19 protein-coding genes are annotated in these 21795 nt (G+C 44.5%); 18 read left to right on the top strand and 1 reads right to left on the bottom strand.

Annotated features, from left to right (window positions below; translation table 11 throughout):
• Position 1 precedes the first annotated feature (1 nt).
• From FIS9605_RS39390 to FIS9605_RS39355, 18 genes are all read left to right on the top strand, one after another.
• Positions 2-1951, top strand: a complete 1950-nt coding sequence (locus tag FIS9605_RS39390; RefSeq protein ID WP_231510581.1) for a 5'-nucleotidase C-terminal domain-containing protein — start codon at positions 2-4, stop codon at positions 1949-1951.
• 32 nt (positions 1952-1983) lie between these two features.
• Positions 1984-3006: a formylglycine-generating enzyme family protein gene (locus FIS9605_RS0133285; RefSeq protein ID WP_082209941.1), complete on the top strand. Its 1023-nt coding sequence runs from the start codon at positions 1984-1986 to the stop codon at positions 3004-3006.
• Positions 3007-3019: 13 nt separating this feature from the next.
• Positions 3020-4402: an outer membrane protein gene (locus FIS9605_RS0133280; RefSeq protein ID WP_026736341.1), complete on the top strand. Its 1383-nt coding sequence runs from the start codon at positions 3020-3022 to the stop codon at positions 4400-4402.
• Positions 4403-4558: 156 nt separating this feature from the next.
• The gene (locus tag FIS9605_RS0133275; RefSeq protein WP_442854755.1) at positions 4559-6871 is read left to right on the top strand and encodes an arylsulfatase; all 2313 of its coding nucleotides are present in this window, start codon (positions 4559-4561) and stop codon (positions 6869-6871) included.
• An 18-nt stretch (positions 6872-6889) separates the two neighbouring features.
• Entirely contained in the window at positions 6890-9289 is a 2400-nt protein-coding gene (locus FIS9605_RS0133270) for an arylsulfatase (RefSeq protein ID WP_231510580.1), read from the top strand.
• A gap of 434 nt (positions 9290-9723) precedes the next feature.
• A complete protein-coding gene (locus FIS9605_RS39385) occupies positions 9724-11478 on the top strand; it encodes a mechanosensitive ion channel family protein (RefSeq protein ID WP_063748499.1) in 1755 nt (584 codons plus the stop codon).
• 32 nt (positions 11479-11510) lie between these two features.
• Entirely contained in the window at positions 11511-12551 is a 1041-nt protein-coding gene (locus tag FIS9605_RS39380; RefSeq protein ID WP_051470261.1) for a MarC family protein, read from the top strand.
• A 64-nt stretch (positions 12552-12615) separates the two neighbouring features.
• Complete coding sequence (locus tag FIS9605_RS0133255; RefSeq protein ID WP_026736338.1) at positions 12616-14049, top strand: MFS transporter; 1434 nt, start codon at positions 12616-12618, stop codon at positions 14047-14049.
• 123 nt (positions 14050-14172) lie between these two features.
• Positions 14173-15597, top strand: coding sequence for a DUF202 domain-containing protein (locus FIS9605_RS39375; protein WP_051470260.1), 1425 nt, complete (start codon positions 14173-14175; stop codon positions 15595-15597).
• A gap of 10 nt (positions 15598-15607) precedes the next feature.
• Positions 15608-16036, top strand: coding sequence for a YidH family protein (locus FIS9605_RS0133245; RefSeq protein WP_026736337.1), 429 nt, complete (start codon positions 15608-15610; stop codon positions 16034-16036).
• A 58-nt stretch (positions 16037-16094) separates the two neighbouring features.
• On the top strand, positions 16095-16316 hold the full coding sequence (locus tag FIS9605_RS39370; protein ID WP_026736336.1) for a DUF202 domain-containing protein: 222 nt from the start codon (positions 16095-16097) through the stop codon (positions 16314-16316).
• Positions 16317-16357: 41 nt separating this feature from the next.
• Positions 16358-16606 (top strand): SulP family inorganic anion transporter, encoded by a 249-nt coding sequence (locus FIS9605_RS0133235; RefSeq protein ID WP_026736335.1) that lies wholly within the window; start codon positions 16358-16360, stop codon positions 16604-16606.
• A gap of 53 nt (positions 16607-16659) precedes the next feature.
• Positions 16660-16830 carry an IS1096 element passenger TnpR family protein gene (locus tag FIS9605_RS42075; protein ID WP_197036231.1) on the top strand — a complete coding sequence of 57 codons (171 nt, stop codon included), beginning with the start codon at positions 16660-16662 and terminating at the stop codon, positions 16828-16830.
• Positions 16799-17266: a plasmid pRiA4b ORF-3 family protein gene (locus FIS9605_RS39365; RefSeq protein WP_051470259.1), complete on the top strand. Its 468-nt coding sequence runs from the start codon at positions 16799-16801 to the stop codon at positions 17264-17266. The genes FIS9605_RS42075 and FIS9605_RS39365 overlap by 32 nt, the downstream gene beginning before the upstream one ends.
• 17 nt (positions 17267-17283) lie before the next feature.
• The gene (locus tag FIS9605_RS0133225) at positions 17284-18720 is read left to right on the top strand and encodes an ISKra4 family transposase (RefSeq protein ID WP_026736334.1); all 1437 of its coding nucleotides are present in this window, start codon (positions 17284-17286) and stop codon (positions 18718-18720) included.
• Positions 18721-18901: 181 nt separating this feature from the next.
• A complete protein-coding gene (locus FIS9605_RS0133220; protein WP_072032461.1) occupies positions 18902-19426 on the top strand; it encodes a tyrosine-type recombinase/integrase in 525 nt (174 codons plus the stop codon).
• 251 nt (positions 19427-19677) lie between these two features.
• The gene (locus tag FIS9605_RS39360; protein WP_051470258.1) at positions 19678-20622 is read left to right on the top strand and encodes an ISL3 family transposase; all 945 of its coding nucleotides are present in this window, start codon (positions 19678-19680) and stop codon (positions 20620-20622) included.
• 194 nt (positions 20623-20816) lie between these two features.
• Positions 20817-21311 carry a transposase gene (locus tag FIS9605_RS39355; RefSeq protein WP_442854758.1) on the top strand — a complete coding sequence of 165 codons (495 nt, stop codon included), beginning with the start codon at positions 20817-20819 and terminating at the stop codon, positions 21309-21311.
• Between the two features lie 93 nt (positions 21312-21404).
• Here FIS9605_RS39355 and FIS9605_RS39350 read toward each other — a convergent pair whose 3' ends face one another.
• Positions 21405-21794, bottom strand: coding sequence for a four helix bundle protein (locus FIS9605_RS39350; protein ID WP_035140633.1), 390 nt, complete (start codon positions 21792-21794; stop codon positions 21405-21407).
• Position 21795: the final 1 nt, after the last annotated feature.

Raw genomic sequence — 21795 nt, 5'->3', positions numbered from 1 at the left:
TATGAAATCTAGACGAATTATCTGTGTTTCAAGGCGTAAATTTTTGGAGGGGACACTCTTGACAGGTGCGATTGCAACTTTGGAACCTTTACAATCTCTCACCCTGACTGAGAATCGCAAAGTTTTCACTATCCTTCATACCAATGACATGCACTCCAACCTTTTAGGAGTGGGCCCAGTCAGTGATTATTCACCGATGGTGCTTGAGAACGATCGAACCCGAGGTGGCTATGCACGTCTAGCAGCATTAATTGCCCAACGACGCCAGGAAATGAGTCGTTTCGGCCCAGTTTTAACCCTTGACGCTGGGGATTCCACGATGGGGACTGCGGCGGCGGCGGCTACCCGCGAACTCGGCTCAGAACTGCAATTGATGGCACGTATGGGCTATGATGCTACAACTTTTGGCAATCACGAGTTCAACTACGGCCCTGATGGACTAGGGAAAGCGATCGCCAAAGCAGCAAATGCGGGTTTCGTGCCAACCATACTAGCTACCAACACCCGACTTGATGCCCAAGAACCTCGTCTTGCAGAACTGCAACGCCTAGCAAAAGCAGAAGTGATCCGTCCTTACAAGGTGATTGATCGGGGGGGAATTCGCTTCGGTATTATTGGATTGATCGGATACGATGCCTCGAAATACGCAATTGATCCTGGCGGTGTTAAATTCGACGACCCCAAGGAAACCGCAAAACGTCTAGTTGACACCCTGCGTAACAAAGAAAAGGTAGATGTCGTCATTGCGCTTCAACATGGCGGCATGAACGAAAATGATGATGGCACTTTCACTACAGGCGAGGACGTAGAATTACTGAAAGCAGTGCCTGGAATTGATTTAGTGGTTGGGGGACATACTCACACATATCTCAAAAAAGCAGTGCTGGTAGACGGTAGACCTGTTGTCCAGACTGGAAAATATGGCGAATATCTGGGTGAATTGGTGATAGGGGTGGAATCAGGAAAACCACAGTTGGTATCCTACCGATTGATTCCAGTTGAAGACAACATCAAAGGTGATAGCTTGATTCAGAAAGAAGTCGAGCGGTTTCTAGATCGGGCAAGTGCGGTTATCTTTGCTCCACGCGGGTATAAAGTGACTCAACCCTTAGTAGTTATCTCTGAGGATTGGACAAATGATTACAACAATATTGAGGCGGGAACACCCCTTGCCAATGTCGTAACTGATGCTGTTCGCAAGGCGACTAATGCAGATATTGGATTCACAGCCAACGGCTTGATTCGTGCGGGACTGACTAAAGGTCGTTCTGGAGTGCAGACGGTCTACGATATCTTTGCTATATCCCCACTGGGAGGGGGTATCGTTGATACTACTGCCGGTAGCGCACTGGTACAAACTTACTTTACAGGTAAAGAACTCAAGACTATCTTGGAATTTTTCTTGGTTGACGATCCACACCATCCCGGTGAATTTTTCCCGCGTGTTTCGGGGATGCGCTTTCGATACAATCCAGCTCGACCAAAGTTTGATGTTGTCACGGCGATTGAATTGGGAGATATAGAAAAAGGTTATCGTCCCATTGATATTTCTGCTAATGGAACTAAGTTATACAGTTTCGCTTGCAATCTTTTTGCAGGGGTAATAATCGCGGTGATACCCAAGTATACCAAAGGTAAATTACAACTCGTCCCTAAAAAGCAAGATGGGAGTGCGATCGCCACGGTCAAAAAGGCTTTAATTTCACCTCTGCGAGAGCGTTACTTAATTAATGTCGCAGGTGGGGAAGATTTAGTCGCTCAAGGCAATGTTTTAGACCACGAATACACCATCCATCGCAACCACAATCAAGTTGCGGAAGTATCAAAAAGATGGTTTCGTATCCGAGATACTTACGGAGTTGAGGTTGAACCAGGAGAAGACGACATCTTGATTTTGGAAAGTACTGCGGTGATTGATGTGCTGGCTAACCCGGAAGAACGTCTTCACTAAGTGTATAAGTGAACTTAACAAATAAGCTTAGTATGAATAATTACAAGCTCTTTTTGAGATTTATCTCGCTATTAATTTGTATGTTGGCGATCGCTATTTTGTCGCTCAGCCCAGGTGCGATTGCGGCTACATCAAAATCTACCGACTCATCTTGCCCAGAAGGCATGGTTTTGATCCCTGGAGGTACTTTCAAAATAGGTTCGGACGATCCTGGTTTTGTCGAAGAGCGATCGGCTGAAGATGTGAAAATTAGTAGCTTCTGCATAGACAAATACGAGATAACTAACGCCAAATTTGCCGAATTTGTGAAAGCAACAGGATATGTAACAGTCGCGGAGCGTCCCTTATCTAAAGAACAGTTTCCAGACTTACCAGATGAACAACGTCAACCAGGTTCCCTAGTATTTAAGCCACCAGAAGAAGGAGCCAAGCAAGTAGCTTACCTCAGTTGGTGGTATTGGGTTCCGGGTGCTAATTGGCAGCATCCCTTTGGCCCCGACAGCGATATCAAAGGTAAAGAAAACTACCCTGTGGTTCACATTGCCTACGAAGATGCGATCGCCTATGCCAAATGGGCGGGTAAATCATTACCTACAGAGGCTCAGTGGGAATACGCGGCTCGTGGCGGCTTGGATGGCAAAATCTATGCCTGGGGTGATCAGTATTCTGAAAAAAAAGCTAATACTTGGCAGGGAATCTTTCCATTTTTCAACACGAAAGCAGATGGATATATTGGTACAGCTCCCGTTGGTTCCTTTGCAGCCAATGGTTACGGACTGTACGACATTACTGGCAATGTCTGGGAGTGGACTTCTGACTGGTTCAGCATTGGACATGATAGCCAAGCTCACAGTACCAATCCTACTGGCCCAAGCCAGGATAAAAGTTTTGACCCGAAAAAACCCCAAGACGGAGCCTTGCATGTAGTCAAAGGTGGTTCTTATTTGTGTGCTAAGAACTATTGCAGCCGCTACCGTCCGGCGGCGCGGGAGTCACAAGCCCCGGATACAGGAACTACTCATATTGGGTTTCGCTTGGTCAAGAGCATTGTCTGAGAAGTATAAAGTTATGCAAAGCAAATTATGGTGGAACTTATTTTTGGCGAACCTGAGCGCGATCGCTTCCTTATTGACGATCGCTCCAGTTACTGTTGCAGTGGAAACTGGACAACCTGAACTGGAAGAAACAACTACGGTTGACACACGATCAATCATCGACATGCTCATTTCGATTGATACAGCATCACCTGCAAAAGATTGGTTGCAGTTAGTGAGTGCTGAATTTGCGGATGTTTCCAGTGTTAGCACCAATGCCGCAGATCTTCTAGAGTCAACAAACAGGACAGATAGAACAGTTAGTGGTCAGCCAGGCGTCCAGTTTCAGTCCTATTTGGAAGAAACTAATACCGATCGCAATCTTTCATCACAAAATATTTTTACATATCTCAGTGAAGAACAATTTTCGGCAAGCAGTATCAATATTTCTAGTTCATTCAGATTCTTTATTTTTTGCCCAGGCTTTAACAGACAATATCAACCAACCCAAAACCCTGCACTTTCTAAGGAGAGTTGGCAACAAACATGTCAGCAAACAAAACTAAATTTAAACTCGGTGACTGCTGGCAACAATAAAGCAGAAGACGAGGAGAACGGTTGGCGATTTGAATTTCAACCCTATTTATTTGTTCCTTTCTCTGTTGACGGTAAAGTTGTCGTTGGAGATGAAGCAAAGATTAATAGCGATCGTCCTTCCGATCGCCCTTCTGAGGAGATCCTCTCTGGAGAACGCCGAGAACGCCTTCCGGTAGATATTGACATTGACTTGGATTTAGGCGATTTTTTTGATTTCAATTTCAATCAACTGTTGTGGCTGGCAGGTAGCTTTGAAGCCTGGCGTGGCGATGTTGGATTTATTTTGGATGGAGCCTACACCAAGATCGGCATTGAGGAAAGTGGTCAGCGAATAGATATTGAGTCAGATACAGAGATTATTACGGCTGATTTAGCACTCGGTTGGCATCTTGGTACTGTGCCATTGGGAACTGTTGACAAGCAATCTTCTTCCAAAGAGTACTTTCCATCTCTAAGCTTTGAAATTTTTGGAGGAGTCAGTTATGGCAGCATCACGGAAACAGTCGATTTTAACCCCGGTCCTAAATTTGAATTTGGCCCAGATTGGTTTGAACCTCTGCTAGGCGGACGCGTCAAGCTAAACCTGGCTCAAAACCTTGCATTAGCAGTCAGAGCAGAAACTTCAATCCCAACTGATAGTGACATTAAAGAAAACTGGGATGTGCTGCTTGGGCTTGACTGGCAACTTTCACGTAGCTTCTTTCTTAGACCTGCCTATCGCTTCTACAAGCTTAGCGTAGAGCAAGATGGTCGGCTTGGAGAACGAGAAGTTACCCTTCGAGCAGAGGGATTGTGGTTGGGGCTGGGTTGGAAGTTTTAAGGATGATGACCTCTATTCACGATCAAATCAGCGATCAGTAGCTAACGCACAAATTTGTCTACCACCCAATATAGTAAGGATTCAGTAATGCACTCAATTTTATTGCTCAAGCTAAACGCAACGCTGAGGAAATTAATAATCTTCCTGCTCAGTATTGTGTTTACATTATTGGCGATCGCTCCTCCTGCTTTTGCCACTAGTGAATTATTACCCCAACCCGACCCCAAATTTAATGGCAAGATTGGGATTACCTACCAGAATGCCAAACCTGATTTATCTGTTTTCAACACACCGTCAGCCAAAAAGGACGCGCCCAATGTTCTCTTGGTGCTATTGGATGATGTTGGCTTTGGAGCATCAAAAACTTTTGGTGGTTCAATTGAAACACCTACCCTAGACAAATTAGCAGCTAATGGTTTGCGCTATAACCGCTTTCACACCACAGCGCTTTGCTCACCCACCCGTGCGGCACTGCTTACGGGTCGCAACCATCACTCAGTAGGTTCGGGAACAATTCAGGAACTGGCAACAGCTTATCCTGGCTATACGGGTTTGATCCCTAAGAAAACTGCAACAATTGGGCAAATCTTACGGAACAATGGCTACAGCACAGCTTGGTTTGGTAAGAATCACAACGTTCCCGACAACCAAACCAGTGGGGTAGGCCCGTTTGATCGCTGGCCCAATGGCTTAGGCTTTGACTATTTCTATGGCTTCATTGGTGGGGAAACTGACCAATGGTATCCGACGCTGTACGAAAACCAGAACCCTATCAATCAACCCGCCACACCAGAACAAGGCTATAACCTCACCCACGATCTGGCAGATCAAGCGATCGCCTGGATTCGCTATGAACAATCGATCGCGCCCGATCGCCCCTTCTTTGCCTATTTTGCGCCAGGAGCCACCCATGCTCCCCACCAACCACCACCAGAGTATCCCGAAAAGTACAGAGGCAAGTTTAACCACGGTTGGGACAAGGAGCGAGAAATTATCTTTGAGCGCCAGAAAAAACTGGGTGTGATTCCAGCTAATGCCGAACTCACGCCACGTCCTGAAGAAATGCCTGCTTGGGATAGCTTTGACGAGCAGGCGCATAAACTCTTTGCTCGTGAGATGGAAACCTATGCGGGTTATTTAGAATATAGCGATCGCGAAGTCGGGCGTGTCGTGGATGCGATCGACCAACTCGGTAAACTAGACAATACACTGGTCATCTACATCGTTGGTGACAACGGAGGCAGTGCCGAGGGCAGTCTCATTGGTTCCTGTAATGAGATGCTCAATCTTAACGGGCTTGATCTCACAATCGAAGATAACTTGAAGTGTTACGACATCTGGGGTAGTCCTGAAACTTCACCTCACTATGCTGTGGGTTGGGCTTGGGCAATGGATACGCCCTTCCGGTGGACAAAGCAGGTGGCTTCCCACTTCGGTGGTACTCGTAATGCGATGGTAATTTCTTGGCCAAAGCAGATTAAAGATAAGGGTGGACTGCGAGACCAATTCCACCATGTAATTGATATCGCTCCAACTCTGCTAGAGGTGGCTGGTATCGACGAACCAAGGTTCTTTGATGGGATTCCTCAAAAGCCAATTGAAGGGGTGAGTTTGGCTTACACCTTTGATAAAGCAGGTGAAAAGGCTGATGGGAAGCGAGATACTCAGTATTTCGAGATGTTTGGGCATCGGGCGATTTACGACGACGGCTGGATGGCATCGGCATTTCATAATCGGGTTCCTTGGAAAAATGCTGGAACGGTTCCTTTTAACCAAGATAAATGGGAATTGTTCAACCTTAAGGAAGACTTTACTCAAGCCAATGATTTGTCAGCAACCAATCCTGAGAAATTAAAGGAACTACAGGCAATCTTCTTGTTGCAGGGAGATAAGTACAACGTCTTTCCACTTGATGACCGCTTTGCTGAGCGAATTGATCCCAGCAATCGCCCCAGCTTTACCACTGGTCGTAGCCACTTTGAGTTTTACGACGGGATGACTCGTCTGGGAGAGGGAATCGCACCCAATACCAAAAACAAGTCTCATAGTATTACTGCCGATCTGGTGATTCCCGATCAAGGTACTGAAGGAGTAATTTTGGCATCTGGTGGTACGACAGGAGGCTACACCCTTTACATCAAAGACGGCAAGCTCACTTACGACTACAACTACTTCGACATTGATCGCTACTCGATCGCTTCGTCATCACCGATGCCAACAGGCAAGGTTAAAGTGCGCTTTGACTTTGACTATGACGGTGATGGTGTAGGTAAAGGCGGTACGGGCAAGCTGTTTATCAATGGTCGTCAAGTGGGTCAGAGTCGGATTGAAAAAACTGTTCCGGGTCGATTTGGTTTGGATACCCAAGATGTAGGAATGGATTTGCAAGCTCCGGTTAGCAAGGCGTATAAGCCACCGTTTAAGTTTACTGGCTCGATTGAAAAAGTCACTTTTGACTTGAAGTCTTGAAACAAAAGGAGACAGATTTTGAATTGGCAATCATTTACTCAGTTTTGGCACAAGCGATTTCTACGAGTTGCCAAAGCGATCGCCATGTCCTTGCTAGTTGCTATCTTTGTCAGCATCAACCTTTTCCCCCTTCCTGCGCGAGCGCAGGAACTCATACCTCATCCCGACAAACCCTTCACAGGCAAAATCGGTTTAACTTACAAAGACTCCCAGCCAGTAAAGTCACAACTAAAGTTGCCATCTACCTATGGTGTGAAAAATCCACCCAATGTTTTGCTAGTGTTACTTGATGACGTTGGCTACGGACAGACAGGCACTTTTGGTAGTCCCATCCCCACCCCAACGTTAGATAAATTGGCAAAAAACGGCTTACGATACGCTCAGTTTCATACTACCGCGCTGTGTTCACCCACCCGTGCTGCTCTACTGACTGGACGCAATCACCACTCTGTTGGTACAGGTGTGATTACCGAAGCGGGAACTGGTTTCCCTGGTTACAGCGGAGAGATTCCTAAGAGTGCAGGCACGGTTGCTCAAATTCTCCAAGATTATGGCTACGGCACTGCATGGTTTGGCAAGGAACATAACGTTCCTGATTGGGAAACCAGCATGGCTGGGCCGTTTGAGCATTGGCCTAGAACTCAAGGGTTTAATTATTTCTACGGTTTTGTGGGTGGTGACACTGACCAATTCACCCCAGCATTAGTAGAAAATACTACCCGTCTCGAAGCACCCAAGATCAATGCTGATGGCTCACCCTACCATTTGACTACCGATTTGGCAGACCATGCCATTAGCTATATTGAACAGTTAAACGCCATATCCCCTGAAAAGCCTTTCTTTGTATACTTAGCGACAGGTGCAACCCACGCACCGCACCAAGCCCCCAAGGAGTGGATTGACAAGTTTAAGGGTCAGTTCGATATGGGCTGGGATAAATATCGTCAACAGACATTCGAGCGGCAGAAGAAATTGGGGGTAATTCCGGCTGATGCCAAACTAACCCCGCGTCCTAAAGAACTACCCGCTTGGGATTCTCTCTCACCAGACGAACAAAAGGTTTATGCCCGGATGATGGAAATATTTGCCGGGTTTACTGCCCATGTGGATAATGAAGTCGGTCGGGTAGTGGATGCGATCGCAGATCTCGGCAAACTTGACAACACATTGGTGTTTTACATCGCAGGCGATAACGGCTCTAGTGCTGAAGGTGGTTTAGAAGGGCTACTCAATGAAATGACCTTCTTCAACGCAATTCCCGAAAGCACCGAGCAAAAGCTAGCAGCCATTGATACCCTTGGTGGCCCCCTCCATTACAACCACTTCCCGGCTGGTTGGGCTTGGGCAATGGATACACCCTTCCAGTGGACGAAGCAGGTTGCATCTCACTTCGGCGGTACTCGCAACGGTATGGTAATTTCCTGGCCCGACCGCATTAAAGACAAGGGCGGGATTCGCTACCAGTTTGGTCATGTCATTGACATTGCTCCCACCATTCTGGAAGCGACGGGCATTTCTGCACCAATCGAAATCAATGGCATTGCTCAAAAACCAATCGAGGGAACTAGTTTAGCTTATACCTTCGATGATGCCAAAGCGCCCACACACCATACCACTCAGTATTTTGAGATGCTGGGCAGCCAGGGCATCTATCACGATGGCTGGATGGCCAGCGCCCTAGATTCCATCCCTTGGGACCCCAGCCCTAAGGCAGCCGACCTCCTCAATATGAACTGGGAACTGTACAACATCAACAATGACTTTACCCAAGCAGAGGATCTAGCTGAGCAAAATCCGCAAAAACTCCAGGAAATGAAGGATCTGTTCTATGCTGAGGCAGCTAAATACAATGTCTTGCCCCTGGACGATCGCAAAACGGAACGCCTTAACGTCGAAAACCGACCAAGCCTAACTGAGGGACGCAGTACCTTCAGCTATCCCAATCACATGCGTATCCCTGAAGGATCTGCCCCCGATCTCAAACATAAGAACCACATCATTACAGCAGATGTGGTTATTCCTAACAATGGTGCGGAAGGAGTAATTCTCACGCAAGGCGGTCGTTTTAGTGGATATGGTTTGTTTATTAAGGATGGCAAACTGGTGTATCACTACAACTTAGCTGGTGTCGATCGCTTCAATATTGTTTCTGACCAGACCTTACCTACAGGCAACGTTACACTCAAAGCTGTGTATAAGACAGATGCCGACAAACCCTTTGCTGGTGGGCTTGTCAGCCTCTATGCCAACAATCGGAAGATTGGTGAGGGACGTGTTGAAAAGACCCTACCCAACCGACTTACCCTTGATGAAACCTTCGACGTTGGTTTTGATACTGGTACACCGATATCTGAAGACTACGAAACACCATTTGCGTTCACCGGTAATCTCAAAAAAGTCAGCATTCATCTCAAGTAAATACAGCGTCAGGCAGAGATTTTCTGTCTGACGCTTTCTTAACTGACCGATTTGGTTGTTAACTGACAAATTTCGCGGGGTGACAACCAAAGCAAAATCCATAACTATAAAAGCTAGTACCGCTGCCTTGGAAGTCAAAAGTCACGCATTCAAAAGTCAAAAGAATTGTATTCCGGGCTTTTGCGCCATTTTGTATGGTAAGTCTATTTACGCCGTGCTGTACTAGTAGATTGTGTCATTACTTTTAACAAGTAAATTTGTTTGTAGTGTAGACGCTCGCAAGAGCGGCTTCCCGTAGGGTGGACTTTAGTCCTCTATTTCAGCACGCTTGGTGCTGACTACGAACTTATAAAACTTTTGCGATTTACCACTAATACCAAACAGTTAACAAACTTAGTCTTATTAATAGCGATCGCATAAATCACAAATATGCCATGTCACTTAATAAAAAAATAAATCGACTGCTTAGGGAAATTATTATCGCTATTTTTGTGGCGTTGTTAATTATAATCACCCCTATTTCTACCTTTGCTCAAAGTCCTTCTCCTACCGAAACACCAACAAAAGGAGTACCTGTTAAGCTGGATGACAAAACGTTATTTTTGATTCAATATAAGTTATTTTCACCATCAATTAACCAACGCGCAGAGGGAATTTCCTCCAGAATTCAGCAAGTAGCAGATAATCAGACAATTCCAGTTGATACATTGAGAACAAGTAATGTTGAAACTGAAGCTGGCACAAGCACAATCATTTATGCTCAAGACATTGCCATTTTGGCAGTTTCAGATGCAGATGCCAAAGCTGTGAAGCTAACTCAGCAAACACTTGCCAATCAATACTTACAAACTATCAAAAATGCAATTAGCCAGTATCGAGAAGAACGTAGTGCCACCTACTTAACCCGTGCGGCGATTACGGCTGCTGTTAGCACTATTGTATTAATATTAACGTTACTTGTTCTGTGGAACGTTATACCACGGTTTTATCACTGGTTAGATGCTCACCATCAGCGATGGATTCCTAACATCCGTATCCAAAATCTCGATCTGTTATCGTCTCAACAAATTTCTGCGATTATACAAGGCTTGACGAGAATTTTGCACTTTGTAATTGTAGTAACTCTTCTCTATTTTTATCTGTCATTGGTCTTGAGTTTATTTCCTCAGACAAAACAGTTCGGAACAAGTTTATTTGCTAATTTGCAAGCTGCATTAACAGCAGTATGGCAAGGATTTTTAGGGTATCTGCCAAAATTATTGAGGATTGGTTTGATTGTCCTATTAACTCGCTATATTCTAAGCTTTTTAAAATTTATTTTTACAAATCTTGAACGAAGAACACTCGTCATCCAAGGATTTTATCCAGAGTGGGCAAAGCCAACTTACCAGTTACTCAGCTTTGCGATCGTTGCTGTAGCCACTGCGATTGCCTTTCCTTATTTACCAGGTTCTGATTCTCCCGCTTTTCAAGCTATTTCTATTGTTTTGGGCGCGTTGGTGTCCTTCGGTTCATCGACTGCGATCGCCAATGCGATTGCAGGCTTTTCGTTAGTGTACACCCGTGCATTTCAAATTGGCGATCGCGTCCAAGTTGGCGATGTCATGGGTTTTATAGAGGAGAAACAGCTTCTAGTAACTCGAATTCGCACACTGGACAATATTTTAGTATCGATTCCCAACTCAGCTTTGTTGTCAAGTAACGTCATTAACTACAATACATTGCTCAAAGATCGGCAAACCCCAGTGATTGTGCACACAACAGTAACCTTGGGCTATGAGGCTCCTTGGCGAAGTGTACATGAAACCCTAATTGCAGCGGCTGTTGCAACTACTGATATTTTGTCGCAACCTCCTCCATTTGTGTTACAAACAGCACTCAATGATTTCTATGTAAGCTACCAGTTAAGAGCCTACACAAACAATCCAATGAAATTAGAAAGAATTTATTCAGAACTACACCAGAATATTCAGGATAAGTGTAACGAAGCAAACATTGAAATTTGCTCACCCCATTACTCTGCAATTCGTGACGGCAATCAAACCACCATTCCCAGCGAGTACCTATCTCATGAATATACTGCTCCTGGTTTTCGAGTTAATCCGCTCTCAACGCTGTTCAATTTTATCAACCCAAATTCGCCTTCTGTGAATTCTCAATCTTCGTCTGCGGATCGAGCCTCAGACTAGAACTAACTAATCCCTTTGCAGGAGGGGAATCGATGATGCAACAGCCATGCATGAAAAACCTCACCCCGTCTAATCGGACACCCCACTCCTTATTAAGGAGAGGGGAAAGGAGTGAGGTTATTTTCAAGCCAGAACCCCACGGGCGATCGCCCGTTACTCATGTAAATAAGTGGATATGGCAATGGATAAGTATAGTAGGGATTGCACTTTTAGGAATTTGGCTCAACTTTACCGAACCAGTATTTGCGTCTCCACACCCCATTGTGACGGGTTGCATCAACTTGGTTTCAACAGCAGATCGGTCGGCGTGCAATGACCATATCATCGCCCAAGTAACAAATATACCTACACCGGTTTCCACTCCGTCTCAACCCCAGGTGTTGTCCCCCTCTTTCAAGCAGCAAATTGCCACAAAAATTGCCAGGCTTCCCCTAGAGTCCCAGTTTGGATTTTTCAATTTGTTCGTCATTTTCTTTGTCACCTTGGGGCCACTCAAGGTCATTCCAGTATTTGTGCAACTAACTGAAAATACAGATCAAACACTGCGTCAACAATTGGCTTTTCGCAGTGTTGTCATCTCAACGATCGCGATCGTTCTGGTGGCCATTATTGGTCAGAATATCCTAAATGTTTGGAGAATTCAGTTACCAGCATTAATGATTACAGCTGGGATTGTGCTGTTTTTGGTAGCCCTGCAAATTGTCATGGCTCAATATGCATCTCCTGCCAAAGTTGAAATTCCTGAACAACCTTCTCTGAAGCAAGCGGTTACTCCCCTGGCTTTCCCCACAATTTTGCCACCCTTTGGCATTGCCATTGCTCTAACAATGATGGTGATGGCTGGTCTGGTCGGTATCAACCAGAGTATTGTTGTGTTGTTACTATTGCTGGTCATGGGGTTAAACCTGGTTTGTATGCTAGCAGCCAGACAAATTTTGACTTTTATCAAACCCGTCACTCTACGCATATCGGGGTTTGTGCTTGGGGTTATGCAACTGGCGTTGGGAATTGAACTGATTGTGTCCGCGATTGAGATTGAAGTTCTTGTGATCAAGCAATTGTTAGAGCCTTAGCTAGTTTCTTCCTATACCCTTACACCCGTATGTTTCTTCAGAGTTTTGAGAAGGAATTTCAAAAATGACAACAACTGCAACTATCCAACCGTTATCTTTTGAGCAACGGCTGGATGCATCTAATATCACTCGTGTTATGTGGTTACTGTGGGTATTGTCTGCCGGATTAATTGCCCTAGATGGCTTCGATTTTTTTATCATTGGTGTGGCGATTCCCTTTTTACAACGGGATTTTAGCTTGAGTTCCACAGAAATTGGATCTGTTGCTGTGGCTGCTGTGGCTGGTTCACTGTTGGGTTCGCTGACTCTAGGCCCAATTACCGATAAAATTGGACGGCAACTAATGCTAATAGTTGATGTTACCATTTTTGTGATTGCCACCGCCGGAACAGCACTTGCTTGGAATGCCGCCTCGCTGATTGCGTTTCGTTTCCTGGTAGGCGTGGGTATTGGTGCAGATTATCCTATCAGTGTGTCTTATATTACCGAGAATGTCCCCTCTCGGTTGCGGGGTCGGATGGTGATTGGGGCATTTACATTCCAAGCTGTTGGAGCACTTTTGGGTGCAGTGACTGGGTTGGTGGTGATTCACATATTCCAAACGCTCTACCCAGACTCGGCTGTGCCTGCAATGCAGTATGCCTGGCGCTGGATGTTGGGGGTAGGTCTGGTGCTGGCGATCGCAGTCGGGATTTTGCGTTTTAGCTTCTTGCTGGAAAGTCCCCGTTATTACATTGCTAGAGGTGACTATGATGCGGCATCAAAGGCAGCATCTACACTGTTGGATGAGCCGATTTACATCACTCCCCAAACCGATCCACCAGAACGGGAACCAAGTCTTTCATACGGAGCATTATTTTCATCTGGGTATCAACGCAGCACTATTTTGGCTTCAGTTCCTTGGTTTCTACAAGATATTGCTACCTACGGGATTGGTATTTTTACACCCGCTATTATTGGTTTTTTGGCTTTTTCCGGTGAAGAGAACTTCATCGCTAAGGAAATGGCTTCTGCGAAAGGGTCTGCCTTTGTGGATCTGTTTTTGATTGCGGGTTTCTTGATTGCGGTTGTGTTAATTGACCGCTTCGGACGCATCAGGCTGCAAATCAGTGGTTTCTTGGGGATGGCACTTGGGCTTTTAATTCTGGCAGTAGCTAGTGTATTGGCATTAGGCAAACAACCAAATATCGCGCTTGTCTTTATTGGATTCCTAGTCTTCAACTTGATGATGAATGCTGGCCCCAACTCCACCACATTTTTGTTGTCGGGAGAAGTGTTCCCGACCTCAATTCGAGCCAGTGGTGCAGGGTTTGCTGCTGCCTTTGCCAAAGCTGGAGCTGTGTTTGGCACGTTTACACTGCCAATTTTACAAAAATCCCTAGGAGCACCTATCCTGCTGTTATTGCTGTCTTTAAGCTGTGTATTGGCAGCTGTGATTACCTACATATTTCGGATTGAAACAACAGGGCGATCGCTTGAAGCGGTCAGCGTTGAGTAGGTATTGCTTTGCGTGAAATAGTGGCGATTTGAAACGCAAAGGGTCGCAAAGGAAAACGCAGAGGGACGCGGAGTTTTGTTACGGATATTTCGCTGTTTATGAACATTAAGTTCACTTTAACCAATGAGTGATTCCTCTCAAACACCTTTTAATTCTGATCCACAAGCAACTGAGCAGTCTGCTCAAAATGCTTCACTGTTTGCTGGTTTGAGTAATAACGAACTCGCGGTTGTCCGTACTAACTTAGCAAGCGATCGCACTGATATGGCCCAGGTGCGAACAGACCTTGCCAGAGATCGTAATCGCATGGCAGCAGAACGAACTCTCATGGCGTGGATTCGCACATCGCTATCAATGATTACCTTTGGATTTGGGATTGATCGCTTTTTTCACTATTTGAAAAGAGTGGAAACGGGTACTTCTGTTGATCGAGTAAGCGAAGAACGAGTTCTCGGTCTGAGTTTAATTACTTTAGGTGTGTTCGCCCTTGCAGCAGCAATGGTGAGTCATTGGCGCACTTTGAAAAACCTTGAACAACATCATTTTAAGTACATTCCTAGTTGGTCTTTGGGCATCACAGTGGCAATTGTGCTGGTTTTTATTGGACTGGCTTCCTACATTCCGCTGATCGTACAGGACGTTAATATCATGGAATTTATTAATTTAGATAGTCAAATTATTCAAAATCTTGCATCTGTGACTGTGTTCTTAATTATGCTGACTCTGGGCGTAGAACTACCCTTTCAAGAACTGCTTGATTTTTGGAAGAAACCAGGGTTGCTGGGGCGATCGCTTCTCGCAGTCATTGTGATTCCTGCGATTGTAATAGCATTGGTATTATTTAGCTTCAATTTGCCTAAAAATTTTGCGCTCGCGCTGATGCTACTGATTGCCTCACCCGGCCCGGCGCTGTTGACTAAACGTGCCTCAATAGCAGGAGCAAGCTTCCATTATGTGCTTAGCCTACAAGTAACGTTAGCTCTTTTAGCCGTTGTGCTGACACCTTTAACGTTGAAATTCTTTAGTCTGCTATTTCCATACACGAATGAAAATGTAAGTGAGTTACTGGTAGCAAAACAAGTTGCATTAGTGCAGTTTTTGCCCCTCAGCATCGGGTTGACAATTCGGACAATCTGGTCAGACTTGGCACAGGAAATTAACAACTTTCTCAAAACGATCGCCAATACGCTATTCATTGTGTTGTCGCTTTTTGCGCTGGTTGTTGGTTTGAATTTTATTCCCGGATTGGGTGTAGTTCCGGGCTTTGTTGCTATTTTTCTGACTTTGCTAGGGCTGGTGGTTGGGCACGTGTTAGCTAGTGGTTATGAGCCAGATATTCAGTCTGGGCTGGCAGTGACAACCATCGCCCGCAATGTGGGGTTGGCTATTTTCATTGCAACTATCAACGGGCAAGCTAAGTTAGTTCCCGTCATTGTCGCCCTTCTGATTGTGGGTATTGTGGCTGGGCTTCCCTACTCGGTGTGGATGAAGCGCAAAGTTGCTCAATCTCAGGTTCAAGCAATTGAGCCATCAGCTGTGTCTTCATAAGGAAGCGAGAATGAACGATCCCCTCCCTAATCGTAAACCACCTAATATTCAAGCCGAACTTGCCAAAGAGCGTAACCGAGCTGCCGCCGAGCGCACCCTTATGGCCTGGGTTCGTACTAGCCTTGCCCTCATCAGCTTTGGCTTTGGGATTGATGCGATCGTCAGCGCTATCCGCAGTTTTCAAGTGGCTCAAGATATTAATCCAGTGCGTCTTTCTCGCATTCTCGGTCTTGCTTTCATTGCTCTGGGTATTTATGCCATGATTGCGGCTACGATCCAACACCAGCAAGAACTGCTTCACATTCGGCGTGAAGAGGAATATTTCTATACTCCTCGTCGCTCTTTGGCATTGATAGTTGCGATCGCGCTTGTTTGCATTGCTGTCTTTGCCTTTATTGGAATTTTGGTGAGTGCATTGACTCGAAAAATTAGCCTGTAGCCTGTTTTGTTAATCCTTAGAATCTGCTATTAACCTAGCTTAGCTCAGAAAATCAACTGTGAGTTCTATCCCTTCCCAGAAATCGACTACTGCTAGCAATGAATTGGCAAAACAGCGCAATCGTGCTGCTGCCGAACGGACGTTGACAAGTTGGATTCACAATTGCTTATCTGTGATTGGTTTTGGTATCGCTTTTGATCGCATTTTTAATGCCCTGAATGACGTTTTATTTGGTTTGATAACGCTAGTCGCTGTTTTTACCGTTATTTCCTGGCAATAATACGCAACTTTAAGATCCTCTGCTTTGCAGGAGAACCTCCTATGAGTAACGCCTCATCCAACCCCCGACCCAAGCCATCCAGAGCCTTTCGATTCAATCGTGCTACTTTGACATCAGATTTAATCGCCGGGGCTACTACCGCCATTGTCTCCGTACCCAAACTTATGGGATTTGCTATTATGGCAGGAGTTAATCTCCTCTACGGACTGTATACTGGCGTAGCGGCAACCCCAATTGCCGCGAGAGCGATTTTTTTCGGGGGAGATGACGGACATAACGCGGTAAGATAGCTCAATGTCTGATTGTTCTGAAAAAGTCATCTATCAACTAAAGATAGTACTGCTTGGCATCAGCCCCATGCGGAAGGCGGCGCATACTTGTCAAAAGCGACACCACAATAGAAGATTTGCATTACACGATCCAGCTGGCAATGGGGTGGGAGGACATTCACCTGCACCATTTCATCATTCACGGTAAGTATTATGGGATTACTCAACCAGGTGGAACCATATGAGCGCGATCGCGCTTGTGAAGTAAAACTCTCGTCACTTGGGTTGAGGGAGAAAGAGAAATTTTTATACGAATATGACTTTAGTATTTGCCCATTAATGGGTGCATGGCGTTATTGGTGGCGGCATCAAATCAGAGTAGAAGCGATACTTACTCCAGATCCCAAGCAAACTTACCCAATCTGTACTGGCGGTAAAGGTGTTTGTCCCCCAGAGAACTGTGGTGGCCCTTGGGGCTTTATGAAAGCAAGGGAAGAGTTTTTTATTTCTGACGTTTTAGAGCGTTTTGCTTCCATGTTGAGGAACAAGAATTTTGACATGGATAGAGAAGAAGCAAGCTCGCTACTAGCTTGGCTATTAGTTTATCAAAACCGTTTCGACCGTCAAAAAGTCAACCAAAATCTACTACAATACGCTACCGGAAACAGGGAATTGATGTAATTGTTCAAGGGGATAGCGTGAAATTTAAAATCCAAGTAGTTGTTGAATCAGAATCAGGAGAAACCCAATTAATTCAAGAAGTTTTACAAATTGAAAAGGGTAATCTACAACCTGAAAATTTAGGACTAACGCTAGCTCAAGGCAAAGAATTATTGCTTCAGACACAATGCAGCATAGTTAATCAACAAATAGCTCTATATCAAAAACAGCAAAAATTATGCTCACATTGTGGTAAGAAGTTATTGCATAAAGATAAACGAACAATCACACATAGGACACCTTTCGGTAAATTAAAACTGCAATGTCATCGATTATTTCACTGTGCCTGTACCGAGCAAGCAACTCGCAGTTTTAACCCAGTAGCCAACCTGCTAAAAGAGCGCACATCACCGGAATTGCTCTACCTAGAATCAAAATTTGCATCTCTAATGTCCTATGGACTGTCCAGCAAACTCTTACAAGAATTACTACCAATAGAAGGAGAAATAAACGCTACAACTATACGGAACAATCTACACTCACTTGGTAAGCGTTTGGAATCAGAGTTACCAGAAGAAGCAGGAATATTATTCGAGGGTTGTCAGAGAGAGTGGGACAAGCTGCCTAGACCTGATTTACCATTGGTAGTGGGTATGGATGGAGGATATGTTCGTTTCTATGACCGGAAAAATAAAACAGCGGGCCAATTTCAAGTTATTGCAGGTAAGAGTATAAAAGCTGACGGTACATCCAAGCGTTTTGGCATGGTTTATTGTTACGATACTAAACCCCAACGACGTATATTTGAGGTGTTAAAATCCCAAGGGATGCAAATGAACCAACAGGTCACATTTTTATCAGATGGTGAAGAAAGTATACGTGACCTACAGTATTATCTTAACCCTAATGCAGAACATATACTCGATTGGTTTCACATCACAATGCGGATAACTGTGATGAAACAAATTGCCAAAGGTATTAGTAAAGAAGATTTAGAAACAGGTATTTCGAGCGAATCCATCCAAAAAGATTTGACTTATTTAAAGTGGTATTTGTGGCATGGCAATGTATTTAAAGCATTATCAAAAATTGAAGATTTAATTGATAGTGCCTGTGCATTAGCTTCAGATGATTATGATACTGAACCAAGCCTGGAGGCGGAAAAACTCTGTGACCATTTAAAGGAGTTTGAAACCTACATCTCAAATAATGGTCAGTATATTCCAAATTATGGCGAACGCTACCGTAATGGAGAACGTATTTCCAGCTCGTTTGTAGAATCTACCGTCAATCAAGTGATTAGCAAACGATTCGTTAAAAAACAACAAATGCGGTGGACTCCTGGATGTTGCCATCTCCTAATTCAAGTCCGAACAAAAGTTTTAAATGACGAGTGGATTAGTAAATTTCAGCAATGGTATCCCGGATTTAGGGTCGATAGCGAAGATAATCAGCGAATGCCTCATGCTGCTTAAATACTTAATATAAATGTAATTAAGTTTACTTCCTGAGTATAGATTTCTGTAGAAGATTGGCTTGGTTTTTATGTCTATGTGCTTACCAACTTTCGTGTTTAAGTTGGTAAAATCAGTTCGTATACCCCAAGCTTTTCAGGAGTTTGGGTCATGGTCAAGCAGCTCGTCCAAGTACCGAAAGTTGGTAAAACTCAAAAAGGAGAGCGTCAATCGCCTAACTCTCGCAAATACTCCCAGGCTCACGCCCGACTCAACCCTAATTTTGTTGATCTACCGTCACGGATTGCGAGTGGCAGAGGTGGCATCTCTGCGCTGGGAACAAATAGATTGGAATGGTGGGACACTTTACGTGAAGCGAGTTAAAAAAGGTACTCCGTCTACCCATCCTCTTTACTCTGAGGAAATTCGTTCTCTCCGCAAGCTTCAAAGAGATTATCCTGCTAGTCCCTACGTTTTCCAGTCCTCTCGACATGGGCCATTAGCATTTGATACTGTCGGTGGAATTATTGAACGGGCTGGTCAGTTGGCTGGTCTACCTTTTAGAGTTCATGCTCATATGCTACGGCATGGAACGGGTTACCCCAAGGCTAATCGAGGTACTGACACCCGGACAATTCAGAGTTACTTAGGACATAAAAATATTCAGCACACAGTGCGTTACACCGAACTCGCATCTGTCAGGTTTCAAGGCCTTTGGGATGATTAATGCCCATCTCCCCCGAAATTTGGTTCTCGCGCAATTTTGGTGATGAGTGTTAAGGCAGAAGGCAGAGGGCAGAAGGCAGAAGTAAAAAGCACGAAGAAGTAAGAAACAAAATTTTAATCAAAGCTTGTAGCGTTTGACTATATAACTAATGGTTCAGATGTCAACCAAAAGCCCAGTTTATACGGTTATGTGAGGACATCCGTAATTATTTATTTTCTGTAGTTGCCTTTCAATTAGCTATAACAGCTGATATGAATGAAACACCTATACTAGCCGACCCAAAGGCACTGACATTAGAAAAAATTACATCATTAGATGGTTTGATTATATTGGTTGTGAAGACAACTCAACAAAAAGCTCTATGTCCTAGTTGTCACCAACCTTCGTCTCGCATACATAGCCACTATCAACGTCAAGTGGCAGATCTACCTTGGCAAGGAACCAGGGTGCGAATGCAGTTGCTAACCCGTAAGTTCTTTTGTCTAGAGGTAAATTGCCCACAAAGAATATTTTGTGAACGTATTGGCAGTGTAGTTGCCGCTTATGCTAGACAAACGATTAGACTTAACGATTCACTGCGTTTGATTGGAATGATGTTGGGTGGTCAAGCAGGAACTTTCCTTGCGAAGCGATTGGGAATGCCAATTAGTGGAGATACGCTGCTACGTCGAATTAGGCAAAGTTTATTACCTGACAATCCAACTCCCCGTGTCTTGGGCGTTGATGACTGGGCGTTCCAAAAGGGGCATCGTTATGGAACGCTCTTAGTAGATCTTGAACGACACCGACCAGTTGACTTATTACCCGACCGAGAATCGTCAACTTTGGCCACTTGGTTGAGACAACATCCTGGTGTTGAAATTATTAGTCGAGACCGTGCGCTTTTTTACGCGGAGGCTGCTCGTGAAGGAGCGCCTGACGCAGTACAAGTCGCAGATCGTTGGCATCTATTAAAGAATCTAGGCGAAGCAGTTGAGCGTTTTGTCACCCGTAATCAGTCAATCTTAGCACCCTCAGCAGCAAAAGTAACTCAATGTCAGCTAATAGAGTACGCTAATAAACTTGAACCTGTTTCAATGTTGTCTTCTGGCAACCCATCTGAAGTTGCACAACGCCGAGAACAACGATATGCCCGGTACTGCGAGGTAAGGAAGTTGCTCCCCTCAGGGTGTTTTGCAACGCGATATTGCGCTTAGCCACAGGGATAAGTGAACCTACTATTCGCAAGTACATTCAGGCAGAAAATTTTCCAGAAAGAGCAAAGGTTCAGTTAGGGAGTAAGCTTGAGCCATACATTTGTTACCTCCACCAACGTTGGGTTGAAGGTTGTGAAAATGCTACACAACTTTGGCACGAAGTCAAAGCGAAAGGGTATTCGGGCAAAATTAAGATGGTTGAGCGTTATATCAGACGACTACGTAAACAAAGGAAGAATTTGACACTCCAACAGCAGCGACAATTTCTACAAGCTCAAGCAACTTTTAAACTACCCAATGCTCGCCGTGTAGCACGATGGTTACTAAAACCATCAGAACAATTAAAGCTGGAACAGCAAACATTTATCAAGTATGTGTGCGATGAGTGTCCAGAATTCCGGACACTACAAAACCTCGCACTTTCATTCCAAGAGTTGATTAAAAAACGCCAACAAGCAGATATTTTAGATGAGTGGCTGGCACAAGCTCTTGAGAGTCAAATTCTTGAAATGAAAAACTTTGCATTAGGTATTCAGCAAGATTACCTGGCAGTGGCTGCTGCTCTCAAGTACGAGTGGAGTAATGGTCAAGTTGAGGGACAAATTAATAAGCTGAAGCTGATTAAACGCCAGATGTATGGTCGAGCCAAATTAGATCTACTAAAAGCCCGTATGCTCCACGTATTTTAAAACACAAGGGCTGGATTGCGTCTTCAATAGATTTAGGCTCGTTAAGATACGAGCGCATTTAATCATTTCATACTGACCATTTTCCACAATTGTTTAATCTCTTCTACTGGCTGGTTTCTCTTTGGTAGAGTTTTCAACTTTAAGCTTATTTAAAGTAGCAACTAATATACTTTGCATTTCCTCTACTTCTTTCAATAGGGGAGTAAAAAGATTTTTCTCAGCCAAATCTACCTCTTTGGCAATGATTAATTGTGTATCGAGTTCTCTCAAAGAACCTAATGCAATATGCAAAAACTGTACATATTCCTGTTTGGAGCGCCTTCCATAGCCCTCTGCTATATTGGATGCTACAGAGACAGAAGAACGCCGTATTTGACAGGTTAAGCCATACAATTCTGATTTAGGGAATAGGTCTGTAAATTTATAGCAATGGATGGCAAGTTGAACAGCTCTTTGCCATATAAACTGATTTCTATAGCTCATA

The organism is Fischerella sp. PCC 9605, from assembly GCF_000517105.1.
Classification (GTDB): Bacteria; Cyanobacteriota; Cyanobacteriia; order Cyanobacteriales; family Nostocaceae; genus PCC9605.
This window is presented reverse-complemented; position numbering and strand designations above follow the sequence as displayed.